Raw genomic sequence first — 14,331 nt, 5'->3', positions numbered from 1 at the left:
GCCGTTTCACTGTGTTGCAGGGAAGCAACATCAGTGAAACAAAGGTTTTTGTCACTTTTGACCTCTCAAAAGTGAGGCATTAGCCTATACAAAAGACATAAGAACATCACTGTAAGCAAAGGCTGTGCTATAAGTCCGATTTAAGGTGCTGGCGGAATCAATTGATCCAACGCTTTATCATCAAGTTTTTCTATTTCACTCAAATCTGTCTTAATTTTCCACTGCGACTCGTCGTCAACAGGATTCGGCAAACGTGCTTCAAGCCAATCACAGACCACATCTGGAGAAAATTCAGGGTGATTACATTGAATGATCCATGATAAAAAATCTTTGGCTTCACCATTCATATAAGGTGGTGGTGAAACAGGAAAGAATAATGTGGGTAGGCGTTCATTCGTCGATAGGTAATTTAAAACATGACCTAGTTCTTGAACTGTTTGCCATGCAAGTGCATGCTCTACGTCAATACTGAACTTAAACCACCAAGCATGTTCGCCGTCTGCTCCATGAGCCATGATACGGGCTTCTTGTACACTTGGAACTTTGCAAAAGAATTGATGAAGACGCTCAAAACTGATTTCAGACACAGCAATTGACCTAGTTTGAAAAATGCTAATGGTAGCACAGATACAGATTCTTCATATTTTCTTTATAGTCATTACAAAGTTTAGCAATCAAAGCTGTTTTATTCATGGTTTCTCCTCGACTGTCTTCTAATCTAGCTCCATATCAAGATTAAAAGGAAATAGGCCATGAAAAAGCCAATCGTTCTTGTTCTTTCAACATTGATGTTAGGTATATCAGCTACCGCGATGGCTGATTCAGGTCATCGTTGGGACAATAAACATGGTAAAAACTATGATCGATATGAGCATCGTGATGACCGCCGTCATGATTATCGTAATGATCACCGAGCGCCAGTTTGGTCAAATGCTAATCGTGGTAAGCATTATGGTAACTATGTTGCTTTTAAACGTGGTGAACGTATTCCTACCCAATATCGCCATAGCCGCTATTATGTTTCGGACTGGAGAGCGCACCGTTTATATGCGCCACCACGTGGATACCATTGGGTTAAAACCCCTAATCAATACTTATTAGTAGACTCAAGACATAACATTTATCGAGTTCGTTAAAAGTAAAATAACAAAGGCCTCTATTTTGAGGCCTTTTTTCTATGCTAACTCGTCATCTTGCGGTTGAGGGGTTTTCAAATTATTTGAGGTTTTTGCGTGTTTCTCTTTCATTACTGATGGGTAGTGCCATGAAGCAAATCGTACAACTAAAATAGATAGGGCTAAAATCAAAATTGAGCCCGTAATAATGACTTGATCGATATCCGCTTTATGATCATGTTGAATATCTGAAATGAGTAGTCGGGTTAAGGCTGTAATTGCAACATAAATAAGAAAGCGCACAGGCATATGATTGGTTTTAAAGTAAATTCCAACCATTGCTCCCAATTCCAAGTAGATAAATAATAATAAAATATCATCAATTGAAGCGTACTTTTTGACAGTCAGAATTTCAAAAACGGTATTGGCTGCCGACCATGCCACCATACACCCGATAATAAACAAGGCTAAATAATGGAAGGCTTCTACGGCGTAATGTCCGAAACGGTCAAGTATCCGTTCGTATTTTTTAGAATCAGGCATAATGAGATCTTTTGTTTACTTCATAATATTTAGAAATTAAACAAATTTTGTGCCAATGGAAATAGTAAATATAAAATAAAAAACGCCTGATTATTCAGGCGTTTTTATGAAGAGCTTAATTAAGCTTGATTTGTAAAGTAATCTTCACTAAAGCCCATAATTAAGTCAGAACCAGCTTTGATTTTAGCAATACGCGCATCAATATCAGGCAAAATACGTTCAACAAAGTACTGAGCTAAAGCAAGTTTATTTTGGTAGAAATCACCAGACTTATCCTTTGCTGCCGCTGCAATTTTTGCAAACATGTATGAGAAGCTGAGTAAACCCACTGCATGTAAATAATCAACCGCAGCTGAGTTCGGGAACTCTACATTCTCAGCAGCTTGCTCAATAATAAACTGAGTAATTGCTTCGATTTCAGTTGCAGCGTCTAAAGTTGCATCTTTAATAAAGTTCAAATCTGCATCTAATGTATTTGCAAAGTCACGAATTTCAGTGATGTATTCAGCGATGAAGGCACCACCATTCTTAATCACTTTACGACCGATTAAGTCTTGTGATTGAACACCATTCGTTCCCTCATAGATTTGAGCAATACGAAGGTCACGAATACATTGTTCCATGCCCCATTCACGGATATAGCCGTGGCCACCAAATACCATTTGAGCATCTAAAGTCGCTTGGAATGCTGTATCCGTGAGGTAAGCTTTTGCAATTGGAGTTAAAAGCGCAACGCGGTCATTGGCTTTTTTCACTGCTGCTGCATCAGTTGAGAATTTAGTAATATCGAGTTGTTGACCTACATAAACTGCAAATGCACGAGATGCTTCATTGTTTGCACGTACGTTTAACAACATACGACGTACATCACCATGCACTAAAATGCTGTCAGCAGGTTTGTTTGGTGATTGAACACCAGCTGCACTACGTCCTTGTAAACGGTCAGTTGCGTATTGAGCAGCATTTTGATATGCAAATTCAGATGCGCCTAAACCTTGAATACCCATTGATAAACGTTCGTAGTTCATCATAACGAACATTGCTGCAAGACCTTCGTTTTCTTTACCAACGAGGTAACCTTTAGCTCCATCAAAGTTCATTACACAAGTTGCAGATGCTTTGATACCCATTTTATGTTCAATTGAACCTGGGCCAACATGGTTACGGTCGCCTAAAGAACCATCTTCATTTACAAGGTATTTCGGTACGATAAATAACGAGATACCACGTGAACCAGCAGGGGCATCTGGAGTTTTAGCAAGTACTAAGTGAATGATGTTTTCTGCTAGATCGTTGTCACCGCCAGTGATGAAGATTTTAGTACCTGTAATGTTATAAGTGCCGTCTTCATTACGTTCAGCTTTAGTTTTGATAATACCTAAGTCAGTACCTGCATGTGGCTCAGTTAAGCACATGGTGCCTGACCATTCACCTGAATAAATCTTAGGTAAATAAGTCTCTTTTTGCTCTTGAGATGCGTAGCTGTTTAAAGCCATACCTGCACCCACTGAAAGAAGCGGGTAAAGCATAAATGATGGGTTTGTCGCAAATAACATTTCATCAGAAAGAACGGTGAGCATTTTTGGCATGCCTTGACCGCCCCATTCTTCATCGGCACCTAAGCCAATCCAACCACCTTCTGCATATTGACGAAATGCATCTTTAAAACCAGCTGGTGTGAATACTTCGCCGTTTTCATAGCGAGCGCCTTCTTCGTCACCGGTACGGTTTAATGGATGAGTCACGTTCTGAGCAAATTTAGCCATTTCTTCTAAAATTGCTTCAGCTGTTGCAGCATCTACATGAGCGAGTTTCTCATTAGACTGCCAAAATTGTTCTGCTTTAAATACATCATTTAAGATGAATTTCATATCAGCTAAAGGAGCATTGTAAATTGGCATAATCGTTCACCCTTTTTTGTGCACATTGGCCTGTGCTAGATATCCTGTAAAACGAAATGGATATGGAATTTAAAGTGTAAATTTATCATTGATTTTATAAAAAAAGGACCGTCAAAACTGAGCAGTCCTTTTTTGTTTTTTAACATTGCATATCGCAACTAACTATGGTTAGAAAGCGAAATGTTCAGCGTCTAATGACATTAATGGATCTAGACCACCAGCGATCACATCTACATGAGAACGTACACGTGGCAAGATTTTCTTGAAGTAGAAACGAGCAGTAGTTACTTTCGCATTGTAGAAGTCAACATCGGTTGTACCTTCTGCTAATTTCTCTTGTGCTACAAGCGCCATACGAGCCCATAGGTAAGCTAAAGTGATATAACCTGCGAAGTATAGGTAATCTACAGCAGCAGCACCGACTTCATCTGGGTTTTGCATCGCACGCATACCAATTTGCATAGTAAGATCGCCCCATTCTTTGTTAAGTGCCGCAAGCGGTTCAACAAATTCTTTCATAGCAGCGTTGTCTTTGTTTGCTTCTACGAATTTATGGATAATCTTAGTGAAGTCACGTAGCATTGCACCTTGAGTTTGCAATACTTTACGACCTAACAAATCAAGTGCTTGAATTTCAGTTGTACCTTCGTATAAGCAAGCAATACGTGTATCACGTACGATTTGCTCCATGCCATGCTCAGAAATAAAGCCATGACCACCGAAGACTTGTACACCGTGCTTAGCAGATTCAGAACCTGTTTCAGTTAAGAATGCTTTTGCAATTGGAGTCAATAAAGACAAGATGTTGTCAGCAAACTTACGCTCTTCTTCAGTTTCGCCTTTTTCAACGATATCTGCGTATTGAGCAAGTAAGTAAACAAGAGCACGACCGCCTTCAGCAAACGCTTTTTGAGTTAAAAGCATGTTACGAACAGCAGGGTGAACGATAATAGGATCTGCTTCTTTTTCTGGAGCTTTAGGACCAGAAAGTGAGCGCATCGCTAAACGTTCTTTCGCGTATGTCAACGCACCTTGGAAAGATGATTCAGACGCTGCTAAACCTTGAACAGCAGTACCAATACGTGCTGTGTTCATGAAGGTGAACATACAGTTCAAACCACGGTTTTCAGGTCCAATCAAGTAACCTTTAGCTTGGTCAAAGTTAATGACACAAGTCGCGTTACCGTGAATACCCATTTTGTGTTCGATAGAACCACAACGTACCGCATTACGTTCACCAATAGTTCCATCTGCATTTACATTGAATTTAGGAACGATGAATAATGAGATACCTTTAGTACCTTTTGGTGCGCCAGGTAGGCGAGCAAGAACGATATGGATGATGTTCTCAGCCATGTCATGTTCACCAGCAGAGATAAAGATTTTCTCGCCAGAGATTGCATAGCTACCATCTGCATTTGGTTCTGCTTTAGTACGGATAATACCTAAATCTGAACCTGCATGAGACTCAGTTAAGCACATCGTACCTGTCCAAACACCTGAAACAAGGTTTGGTAAATAAGTATTTTTTTGTTCATCAGAACCGTGATGTTCTAATGTACGTACAGCTCCGTGAGACAAGCCTGGGTACATGCCCCATGCCCAGTTCGAGCTACCTACCATTTCAGAAATTGCAATACCTAAAGAGTTAGGTAAGGCCTGACCACCGTATTGTTCTTCAGCTGATAAAGACGGAAAGCCAAGTTCAATATATTTTTGATAAGCTTCTTTAAAACCTGTTGGAGTAGTGACTACACCATCATTCCAAGTACAACCTTCGCGGTCGCCAACTTGGTTTAAAGGAGAAAGTTCATTTTCACAGAAGTCAGCAGCAGCTTCTAAATATTGATCAACCAATTCACGGCTTACGTTACCTTGGAAATCAGGTAATTTTGCATAGTGTTCTTCAGCATTTAATAATTCATGCAAAACAAATTGCATATCACGTAAGGGCGCTTTGTATTGTGGCATATCGGGTTCCTCAATACTGGTGAAACCAGAGTTATAATCTTAATCTATGAGAATGTGCCATGAGGCACCTTGGACTATTACATCGTGCAACAACTTGCATAACTGCACAAGCACCTCAGGACCTTTACTTTGTGACTGCAAAGTCAAGAAAAAAATGCTTAAACTAGCTAAGTGCTTTGAGTGTAAACACTTTTGGTTATGTTTATATGATACAAATAGTCAAAATCGTAAACAGTTATGTATAAACAAAAAGGCGCCTATAGGCGCCTTTTTGTCTCATAATTTTAGAATTATTTTGCTGGAGCAGGAGCGTTAACTGGTGGTTGAGGGCGCTTTGGTTCAAAACGAAGGTTACAAGTACCTTCAAGTGTCTTATCTCCAACTTGAACATTTACTGTTTGTCCATTCGCTTTACCATCACATGCTTTTTGGATTTGTTCAAAGCGAGCTTGACGTTCTGCACGGTGCTGTTCCCATGCAGCTTTTTGTTCTGGGGTGAACTCACGGTGCTTCCGGTGGTGATCCTCACGAGGGCCATCTTGCATCATTCCACGCTCTGGTTTAGGTGGTTGAGTTGTCGATTGACACGCAGCCAAACTTCCCATAGTTACAATTGCCGCACTGAATAATGCAATTTTTGCCGTCATTTTCATATCTAAAGCCCTTTAATGTTGTGTTTACTGATGGGTTAAAGATTAGATAATAAAGATGTAGAAACAATGGAGAGTTTTTCTTTTCGTTGTTGGTTACAATGCAAAATATAGGGTAAAAATGAGAGAGTGCTTTTGAACGTTCTACGTGTTCCCATTGCATTACGGTTATTTTTGACAGTCTTGCTCACCACATTGCTTATTGCGACTGCAAGCTTGAGCGTTTTGCACTGGACAATGCAAAAGAACTTTGCCAAATACGTGGCTGACGTTGAAATGCAGAAGCTAGATCGTCTCATTACTAATCTGGGTGATGTCTATACCGTTTACCATGATTGGGGAAATGCGATTCAGGCGCAGATTTTACAAATCGAAGGAACCGCAGCTCCTGACGACTATGATCGTCTCTCACAGTGGTGGCTTCGTCGTCAATATGATATTGCAATACAACAGCATTCTTTCGATGAACATGCCCTTATTAATATTTCACCGCAAGTTGCACCGACCAATAAAAATACTATTTTTAGTGATGAAGAATTAAGAACGCTTGAGCAAAATTTACCTTCTCAATATCAACCCTTTGAAGGGCTAAGATTTCCCTTAAGCGCAAACCAGTTTCGTCCAAGTGATGATAAAAATAAGTCAAAGAAGGGAAGCCTAAAAGATATTGAAACCCAAAATGGTAAGAAGCGTTTTATTGCTTTGCCAGACCGTTTAGGGTTGAGTTCACGTTTATCTTTATATGATGCACGACACCAGTTTGTGGTAGGTGAGCCGCCTTCTTCAGACCAAATGTCATTTCGCCCGATTATCTTAAACAATCAAGTCGTGGGATATTTAGGTTTAAAACCTGTTTTAGATAAAGAAGATGCTTTGAGTATTAATTTCTTTAGTAATCAAAAGCGTTATTTACTCTTGATTTATGCTTTGACCTTACTATCAAGTTTAGTTGCAGCGCTGTTAATGGCAACTTATTTTAAAAAACCAATTCAGCGTTTATTAAATGCAACCAATGAATTAACTAAAGGAAATTATCAACACCAAGTGGTCATTAAGCGAAATGATGAGTTAGGTGATTTATCTACTCAATTGAACCATTTGGCAGAGATTTTACATCAGCATGAAGAGTCGCGACGTCAATGGGTGGCTGATACTTCTCATGAATTAAAAACGCCTTTGGCTGTATTGCAAGCACAAATTGAAGCGATGCAAGACGGGATTCGAAAAGCAACCCCAGAACATTTAGATGCGATGATGCGTCAGGTTTCAAGTCTGAAAAAATTGACCCAAGATCTTGCAGACTTGGCCCAAGCAGATGCTCAGCAGCTTAAGTGTTATTTGAGTTCTGTAAATCCATGGGAAGTGGTACTACAAGAAGTTGAAAACTTTAAACCAAAACTTGAGCAGGCTGGTCTTGAAATTCAAGTTGAAGGAACAAGTTCTCCGCTATTATTAGATCGTGATCGTTTTAAACAGATTGTTGTTAATTTAATTAGTAATAGTATTCGTTACACGGAAACAGGTGGCAAAATTCATATTCATACAAGTCAGACTCCTCAAGAGTGGACTTTGTATGTGGATGACAGTCCGTTTGGTTTAAGTGATGAGCAGTTATCCCGTTTAGGTGAACGTTTCTATCGCGTAGATGATTCGCGTACGCGTAGTACAGGTGGAACAGGGCTGGGCTTAGCTTTGTCTTGTAAGATTGCGCAGGCGCTTGGTGGTACACTCAGTTTTGAACATTCACCATTAGGTGGTTTACGTTGTGTACTTACTTTTAAAAAGCAGAGTTAAATATAAAAGGAAAAATATCTCATGAAACATGTGATGTTGGTTGAAGATGAAGTCGAATTAGCGCATTTGGTGCGTGATTATCATGAAGCTGCCGGTTTTGAAGTAAGTATGTTTCATGATGGTCAAGATGCCTATGCGAGCTTCCAGCAACGTAAACCAAATTTGATGATTTTGGACTTAATGGTTCCACGAATGGATGGTTTAACGATTTGCCGTAAGGTTCGTGAACAATCAGATTTACCGATTATTATGGTTACGGCCCGCACCGAAGAAATTGACCGAGTATTAGGTCTTAACATGGGTGCTGATGATTATGTCTGTAAGCCATTTAGTCCCAAAGAGTTAGTTGCTCGTGTACAAGCTGTGCTACGTCGTTTAGAGCGTAAGGCCGAGCCTGAGCAAAATGATTCTTTCCGCATCGATAAAGCACAACAAAGAATTTGGTATCAACAAAAATCGTTGAGCTTAACGCCAACCGAATTTCGCTTACTTGAGCTATTTTTAGAGCATGTGGGGCAAGTTTATTCACGTGCACAATTATTAGATCACATTAATCCAGATAGCTTTGATGTTGCCGATCGTGTGATTGACAGCCATATCAAAAACTTGCGCCGAAAAATTAGTGAAGCGGCTGAAACTGGTAACCGTCATGAGTGGATTCAAGCAGTTTATGGTGTAGGTTATCGCTTTGAATATCCTGAAGAGTAAGTCTTCATAAAAGTTATTCTGTGGATAACCACAATGTTATCCACAGAAAATGTGGATAGTTTTAAAGAGTTATGGATAAATTATAATCTTGGTGTGATTGGGTACTAATTGCCAAATTTCATCTATATCTACATTTCTAACAGCGATACATCCTAAGGTCCAATCCTTATGGGGCATATAAGTCGAGCTAAAAGGCATCGATATTAATGATTTTGGAACGGATCCATGAATCATGATATCTCCTCCCGTTGGTTGATTATGTTGCTTGGCATAAGCAATATCTTTCGCATCGGGATAGGAAATATGCAGCGATTTATAGTAAGCACTTTGTGAGTTTCGCCAATCTATAGAATAAATCCCTTCTGGTGTTTTACCATCATTTTCAAAGTGTTTATGTCCTTTGGGATTAAAGCCGAGACGAATCGGATATTGCCGAATTACCTCTTCATTATTTTTAAGTAGAAGTAGGCGTTGGTTTTTAAACACTTCAATTGAGGTAACTTGCTTGGTCTTTATGAGTTCTAATATTTCTTCATTTGAGAGTGCTTGATGACTTGACGTAAAAGTCGGTAAATATTTTTCATAATTATAAAAAGCGATTCCCAGTGGAATGATAAGAAGTGTGCAAATAATGAAGGGGCTAATTTTCATATATTATTTTTTATACTCAATGAACTCTCTTAAATGTCTCAAATTAACTTAAGAGAGTTTTAGTTTTTTAATATTAAGATGAACAGCTCACTGCTACATCTGGAACATCACTTGGTAATGGCCCTAAATCTTGTGGTTGCTCAAGCTCTAGTTGTCTTGTGTAAGGATGATTAAGTAGTTTAAATAAACGATCTACTTCGCTAAAATCATCTCTTTCCGCTGCTTCAATAGCACGCTGCGCCATGTGATTACGCAAAATATAAACTGGATTTGCTTTTTGCATATTTGCATCCAGCTCATCAATATTTTGATGTTCACGAATACTTTCATATTGGCTAAGAAACTCATCAAACTGTCGAATATCAAGACAATCATCTCGTAAAGCTTTGAATTCTTTATTTTGAAGACGAATAAAACTTTGAGTGTAATCAAGTTGTTCAGTTTGTAATATTCTTAAAAACGCAAAACTACAATCAAGGCTGTCTTTATGGAAATGAGGAAGACCCATTTTTTGACATAAACCTTGTCCATAGTGTTCTAAAAAGATTGGTTCAAATTGTTCTAAGCAACGTGCTAACTTTTCTTTGAACTCATCTTTTTGTTCAGATTCAGCGAGAGGAATTAAGTTGTTTAGCCACGTCCATAAGTTCCAATGGCCTATACTCGGTTGATTTTGATAAGTATAACGACCTTGGTAATCTGAGTGATTGTTGATCCAGTGGGGGCGGAAACGCTCCATAAAACCATATGGCCCAAAATCGAGTGTTGAGCCGGTAATATTTAAGTTATCAGTATTCATCACACCATGAGCAAACCCAACTAATTGCCATTTTGCAATCATGATCGCAGTACGCTCAACCACCTTTTTGGCAAAAGATAAAGTTGGATTTTCGGTTTCTAGGCATTCTGGATAATGCCATTCAATACATTTTTGAGTGAATTCTGACAGCAATTCAGGCGCATATTGATTAATCCATTCAAAATGTCCTAAACGGATATGACATTCAGATGTTCTGAGTAGCATTGCGCCTAACTCTAATTTTTCACGCTGTACGCCTTGAGTCGAGGTTGTGAAACCGACTGCATGACTAGATGCGATGCCTAAAGCATTTAGAGCATGTCCTGCTAAATATTCACGGACAACAGAACGTAATACGGCTCGTCCGTCCCCCATTCTTGAATAAGGGGTAGGGCCTGCACCTTTGAGATGTAGGTCGATGGTTTGACCCTTTGTATTTAGTATTTGCGCAATCAGTAAGCCACGTCCATCGCCGAGCTGTCCTGCCCATTGTCCGAATTGGTGACCCGCATAGACCATCGCCAGAGACGGAAATTCAGGGAATGTACGCTGTCCACTACAGATCTCAACCCATGCATTTTTATCATCTTCTGACCATTGCAGTTCATCAGCCAAAGCACTGTTAAAATGTCCTGCTTTTGCACCACGTAAAGGTGATGGCTGCTGAACATGAAATAATTTAGACGGAAGTGAAGGGTAGAGCGGATTAAACTGCATAGGCTTAGCAAAATAGAGAGAGCGGATTTCACTATAACACAGTTAAAAAGCAGGCATAAAAATAGCTCCCGAAAGAGCTATTTTAGATCAGAATTTATTTTAGTCTGACACCACATTGGTATTCTTTTTAACACTACGCATGAGTGTTTCTAAGCATTCGCGGTGATGACTTAAACGATGTTCAAGCAATTGAAAATCAACTTTAAGCTTATGATCCATTCTATGAATCTTTTCAGCCATTGCTGCTTTTTTAGCTTGTAACTCTTGTTCTTTAAGTTTTGCCCAATCATTTAAGGTGTGTGTAAATGCTTCGTACTCTTGTGCAATACGTTGCTTCATTTGAGTAATGTCTGCATTTACATCATGACCATAAATAGCGAGGTCTTGTTCAGCGTATTTAAATTTCATCGCCAGTTCTGCTTTTTTAATATTAAAGCTTGGAATACGACGTAAATTTTTAGCTAAACCAATTTTAGAACATGACCAGATCAACCATTTAGTTGGGTCATATTGCCACCATTTCACACCATTACGATAGTCGTATTGGAAGATATGGTGATAGTTGTGGTAACCCTCGCCCCAAGTGGCAATGGCTAACCAGAAATTATCACGTGCTGAGTTTTCGTCTGTATAAGGACGTTTACCAAACATATGGCAAAGTGAGTTAATAAAGAATGTAACTTGATGGCTAATGATTAAACGTACTAGACCACCCAAGAGCACTACACCCCATAGGTCGCCAGTTGCCCAACCGATTAAGCCTAAAATACCAACATGAACAGCAACTACGAGTAAACCATAGTATTTATGCTGGAACATGACCAATTTATCATTGAGTAGGTCTGGTGCATTTTTAAAGTCTGGCTCAGATGGTGAATGATCGCGGATCATCCAACCCATATGCGCATACCAAAAACCACGCTCAATTGAATATGGATCTTCATCAACATCATCAACATGTCGATGGTGAGTACGGTGACCAGATGCCCAGAACAAAATACTATTTTGCACGGCAAATGTTCCACCGATCATTAAAAGAATTTTAAGCGGTAACGACGCTTCATAAGCTCGGTGAGCCCAAAGGCGATGGTAACCAGCAGTAATCCCCATACTACTTAGAGCTAAAAGAAAAAATAAGCTTACCCATGCGCTTACACTAAAATCATAATAATACGCATAAATCGGGATTATGATTGCGGCAAGAATTGGTAAACCAATTAAGGTAATGCTAGCGGTCCAGTTAATTGGGGCTTTGAGTGGGGCGGAAGTCATATCCGGCAGCGCTCCTAGAATCCTTGTGAAACAAGGTACAAAGACAAAACGACATAGCAAAACCAATCATCAAGATATATTGCTATTCTATCCTTCATATTAGCACGTGCTTAGTGAGAATCACTAGCATTATTGTACAGATGTATTGAAAGAACCGTAACAGAATTAAACTATGTCAAAGAGTTTTTCAAGCAGGAGAAGTTGTTTAATGAACGTACAACGATTGAAAAAAAAGAACAGCATTGATATTTCAAGAAAATTATCATTGAAGTGTGTCTTGGTCACAATCAGTCTTGTATTAGCCGCATGTCAAAGTGCACCCGAACAAAGTACGAAAAAAGTTCAAACAAAAAGAACAGCTCATCAGACTCAAGCACCTGTTGTAAAAAAGAGAGTGAGTCCAGATGGCATTCAAGATATTGATTGGCAGATCACTCAGATCAGTGGTCATAAGGCAAAATTCTTTAACCAATGGCCAACTCTTTCACTGAACTCAGCAGTCAAAACAGTATCGGGCCATACGGGCTGTAATGCTGTTTTTGGCCGTTATACATTTAATTTCAGCCAGCAAAAACTTGATATGCAAGTAAATGCAGGTCATTCAAGCTGTGATGGTGCTTTGGCTCAAGAAGCAGAGCTGGTAGATGCTTTGCAACGTATCCAACGCTTCCAACTCGTAGGTAATACGCTATATTTACTTGACCAGAGTGGTCAGCGCCTTATTCAGGCACAAAAGAAATAAAAGGTGGTTTTTACCACCTTTTTTATATTTATAAAGCTTGTAACATCGTGGTTGGAATATCTGTAATTAAGCCCTGAACCTCTAAATCACGCAGCCTTTTTGCTCTTTCTACATCATTTACTGTCCAGACACTGATGTTCAAACCAGCTTGATGTGATAATTCAATCACTTCATCTGTTGCAAGCTGGTCGTGCCAACCAATATGACCGCAACCATATTGATGCGCGAGTTCAATCGCTGTTGCGCCAACTGGAAGTTCAACTAACAATCCGCATTTAAATTGAGAGTTTATATCGCGTAAAGCAGTTAGAATTTGAAGATCAAAACTTGTGATTGTTACGACTTTCTCAAAGCCCTGTAATTCCGTCTCAAGCTTTTGAACGAGCTTTTCGGCCAACGCCATATCTCTTACAGCTTTAACTTCAACTTCAATATGATCGAAATTATCAAGTAAGTTTAAAACACCTGTAAGGGTCGGTGTTGGTTCAGAAGTTGGCCAATTGGGCCAGCTTTGACGATGATCGAATGACAACGCTTGAGCCAAAGTCGATTGCTCTACAATTTGATCGACTCCAGCTGTACGCAAAAAATTGTCATCATGAATAACAACTAACTCTTGGTTTTGAAGCTGGCGAATATCGAATTCGACACCACGAATACCTAAATTTTTTATGTGCTGAAACCCACCAAGTGTATTTTCAGGAGCTTCTCGGCGTGCACCACGATGACCAATAATGCGCATAATTTTCTTCTATGAAATCTTTTGATTATGGTCTCTTTTAAAAAGAGTAGAGACCATGTTTAATCTAATCTATTTTTAAATAATCTCATTAATATTTTTTTGCCAAAGCACTTCTTGTCCACCCTCAGCACGCTGTAAAGCACGCGATGCGACAAATAACCAGTCAGATAGACGGTTTAAAAGTTGAAGTGCTGTAGCTTGAATATTTTGATCACGAGTTTGCACCGACATGAGTGATCGCTCTGCACGACGACAAACGGCACGAGCTTGATGAGCATAACTACAAGATAAAGAACCAGATGGTAGAATAAACTCCTTAAGCATCGGTAAGTCTTCATTCATACGGTCAATTTCTTTTTCAAGAAATTCAATACAAACGGGCTGGAGTAGATTGTAATTTGGAATACAAACCTCTCCACCTAAATCAAAAAGCCAATGTTGAATCAGACTTAAGCTTTTATCCCAATCAGCCTTATTAGTTACTTGGCTATCTGTAATTTGAGCACGAAGTACCCCAATAATGGCGTTGAGTTCATCAACATCACCAAGTGCCGTAATTCGTAAATCATCCTTGGCAACACGAGAACCATCGCCTAAACCAGTGGTACCTGAATCGCCTGTGCGTGTATAGATTTTGCTTAAACGGTGTCCCATTATGGATATCCTGAACATAAAAAAGGGATAATGTCGGTCAGAACATTACCCCGAAACTGGAGTTAAGAAAAT

The 14,331-nt window shown here is 39.4% G+C and carries 14 protein-coding genes; 4 read left to right on the top strand and 10 right to left on the bottom strand.

Annotated features, from left to right (window positions below; genetic code table 11):
* Positions 1–140: 140 nt before the first annotated feature.
* Positions 141–587, bottom strand: coding sequence for a hypothetical protein (locus RFW85_RS07565; RefSeq protein WP_002116392.1), 447 nt, complete (start codon positions 585–587; stop codon positions 141–143).
* A gap of 165 nt (positions 588–752) precedes the next feature.
* On the opposite strand from RFW85_RS07565, the gene RFW85_RS07560 reads away from it, so the two are divergent.
* Positions 753–1,136 (top strand): RcnB family protein, encoded by a 384-nt coding sequence (locus tag RFW85_RS07560; protein WP_309171351.1) that lies wholly within the window; start codon positions 753–755, stop codon positions 1,134–1,136.
* A gap of 39 nt (positions 1,137–1,175) precedes the next feature.
* On the opposite strand, the gene RFW85_RS07555 is transcribed toward RFW85_RS07560, so the two are convergent.
* From RFW85_RS07555 to RFW85_RS07540, 4 genes are all read right to left on the bottom strand, one after another.
* Positions 1,176–1,658: a phosphate-starvation-inducible protein PsiE gene (locus RFW85_RS07555; protein WP_086265224.1), complete on the bottom strand. Its 483-nt coding sequence runs from the start codon at positions 1,656–1,658 to the stop codon at positions 1,176–1,178.
* A gap of 119 nt (positions 1,659–1,777) precedes the next feature.
* The gene (locus RFW85_RS07550) at positions 1,778–3,559 is read right to left on the bottom strand and encodes an acyl-CoA dehydrogenase C-terminal domain-containing protein (protein WP_108009036.1); all 1,782 of its coding nucleotides are present in this window, start codon (positions 3,557–3,559) and stop codon (positions 1,778–1,780) included.
* Positions 3,560–3,727: 168 nt separating this feature from the next.
* Positions 3,728–5,530 (bottom strand): acyl-CoA dehydrogenase C-terminal domain-containing protein, encoded by a 1,803-nt coding sequence (locus RFW85_RS07545; RefSeq protein ID WP_046811894.1) that lies wholly within the window; start codon positions 5,528–5,530, stop codon positions 3,728–3,730.
* Between the two features lie 290 nt (positions 5,531–5,820).
* On the bottom strand, positions 5,821–6,183 hold the full coding sequence (locus RFW85_RS07540; protein ID WP_309171350.1) for a hypothetical protein: 363 nt from the start codon (positions 6,181–6,183) through the stop codon (positions 5,821–5,823).
* Between the two features lie 132 nt (positions 6,184–6,315).
* Here RFW85_RS07540 and baeS point away from each other — a divergent pair, with 132 nt between their 5' ends.
* Positions 6,316–7,974 (top strand): sensor histidine kinase efflux regulator BaeS, encoded by a 1,659-nt coding sequence (baeS, locus tag RFW85_RS07535; RefSeq protein ID WP_057085699.1) that lies wholly within the window; start codon positions 6,316–6,318, stop codon positions 7,972–7,974.
* 21 nt (positions 7,975–7,995) lie between these two features.
* Positions 7,996–8,682: a response regulator gene (locus tag RFW85_RS07530; RefSeq protein WP_309171349.1), complete on the top strand. Its 687-nt coding sequence runs from the start codon at positions 7,996–7,998 to the stop codon at positions 8,680–8,682.
* 69 nt (positions 8,683–8,751) lie between these two features.
* On the opposite strand, the gene RFW85_RS07525 is transcribed toward RFW85_RS07530, so the two are convergent.
* From RFW85_RS07525 to RFW85_RS07515, 3 genes are all read right to left on the bottom strand, one after another.
* Positions 8,752–9,333, bottom strand: a complete 582-nt coding sequence (locus tag RFW85_RS07525; RefSeq protein ID WP_309171348.1) for a L,D-transpeptidase family protein — start codon at positions 9,331–9,333, stop codon at positions 8,752–8,754.
* Positions 9,334–9,406: 73 nt separating this feature from the next.
* Entirely contained in the window at positions 9,407–10,849 is a 1,443-nt protein-coding gene (locus RFW85_RS07520; RefSeq protein WP_309171347.1) for a protein adenylyltransferase SelO family protein, read from the bottom strand.
* 99 nt (positions 10,850–10,948) lie between these two features.
* Positions 10,949–12,121, bottom strand: coding sequence for an acyl-CoA desaturase (locus tag RFW85_RS07515; RefSeq protein WP_016143072.1), 1,173 nt, complete (start codon positions 12,119–12,121; stop codon positions 10,949–10,951).
* Positions 12,122–12,329: 208 nt separating this feature from the next.
* Here RFW85_RS07515 and RFW85_RS07510 point away from each other — a divergent pair, with 208 nt between their 5' ends.
* On the top strand, positions 12,330–12,863 hold the full coding sequence (locus RFW85_RS07510; RefSeq protein WP_309171346.1) for an META domain-containing protein: 534 nt from the start codon (positions 12,330–12,332) through the stop codon (positions 12,861–12,863).
* 28 nt (positions 12,864–12,891) lie between these two features.
* Here RFW85_RS07510 and RFW85_RS07505 read toward each other — a convergent pair whose 3' ends face one another.
* On the bottom strand, positions 12,892–13,605 hold the full coding sequence (locus RFW85_RS07505; RefSeq protein WP_309171345.1) for a glycerophosphodiester phosphodiesterase: 714 nt from the start codon (positions 13,603–13,605) through the stop codon (positions 12,892–12,894).
* A gap of 75 nt (positions 13,606–13,680) precedes the next feature.
* On the bottom strand, positions 13,681–14,259 hold the full coding sequence (locus RFW85_RS07500; RefSeq protein ID WP_032005538.1) for a cob(I)yrinic acid a,c-diamide adenosyltransferase: 579 nt from the start codon (positions 14,257–14,259) through the stop codon (positions 13,681–13,683).
* Positions 14,260–14,331 lie beyond the last annotated feature (72 nt).

Source organism: Acinetobacter sp. 12966 (genome assembly GCF_031196995.1).
GTDB lineage: Bacteria > Pseudomonadota > Gammaproteobacteria > Pseudomonadales > Moraxellaceae > Acinetobacter > Acinetobacter geminorum.
The sequence above is the reverse complement of the archived record's forward strand: the minus strand, read 5'-3'. Positions and strand labels throughout refer to the sequence as shown.

Coding starts and splice junctions, on each gene's coding strand:
- RFW85_RS07560 (WP_309171351.1), top strand. CDS start 753: ATGAAAAAGCCAATCGTTCTTGTTCTTTCAACATTGATGTTAGGTATA.
- RFW85_RS07555 (WP_086265224.1), bottom strand. CDS start 1,658: ATGCCTGATTCTAAAAAATACGAACGGATACTTGACCGTTTCGGACAT.
- RFW85_RS07550 (WP_108009036.1), bottom strand. CDS start 3,559: ATGCCAATTTACAATGCTCCTTTAGCTGATATGAAATTCATCTTAAAT.
- RFW85_RS07545 (WP_046811894.1), bottom strand. CDS start 5,530: ATGCCACAATACAAAGCGCCCTTACGTGATATGCAATTTGTTTTGCAT.
- RFW85_RS07540 (WP_309171350.1), bottom strand. CDS start 6,183: ATGAAAATGACGGCAAAAATTGCATTATTCAGTGCGGCAATTGTAACT.
- RFW85_RS07530 (WP_309171349.1), top strand. CDS start 7,996: ATGAAACATGTGATGTTGGTTGAAGATGAAGTCGAATTAGCGCATTTG.
- RFW85_RS07525 (WP_309171348.1), bottom strand. CDS start 9,333: ATGAAAATTAGCCCCTTCATTATTTGCACACTTCTTATCATTCCACTG.
- RFW85_RS07520 (WP_309171347.1), bottom strand. CDS start 10,849: ATGCAGTTTAATCCGCTCTACCCTTCACTTCCGTCTAAATTATTTCAT.
- RFW85_RS07515 (WP_016143072.1), bottom strand. CDS start 12,121: ATGACTTCCGCCCCACTCAAAGCCCCAATTAACTGGACCGCTAGCATT.
- RFW85_RS07510 (WP_309171346.1), top strand. CDS start 12,330: ATGAACGTACAACGATTGAAAAAAAAGAACAGCATTGATATTTCAAGA.
- RFW85_RS07505 (WP_309171345.1), bottom strand. CDS start 13,605: ATGCGCATTATTGGTCATCGTGGTGCACGCCGAGAAGCTCCTGAAAAT.
- RFW85_RS07500 (WP_032005538.1), bottom strand. CDS start 14,259: ATGGGACACCGTTTAAGCAAAATCTATACACGCACAGGCGATTCAGGT.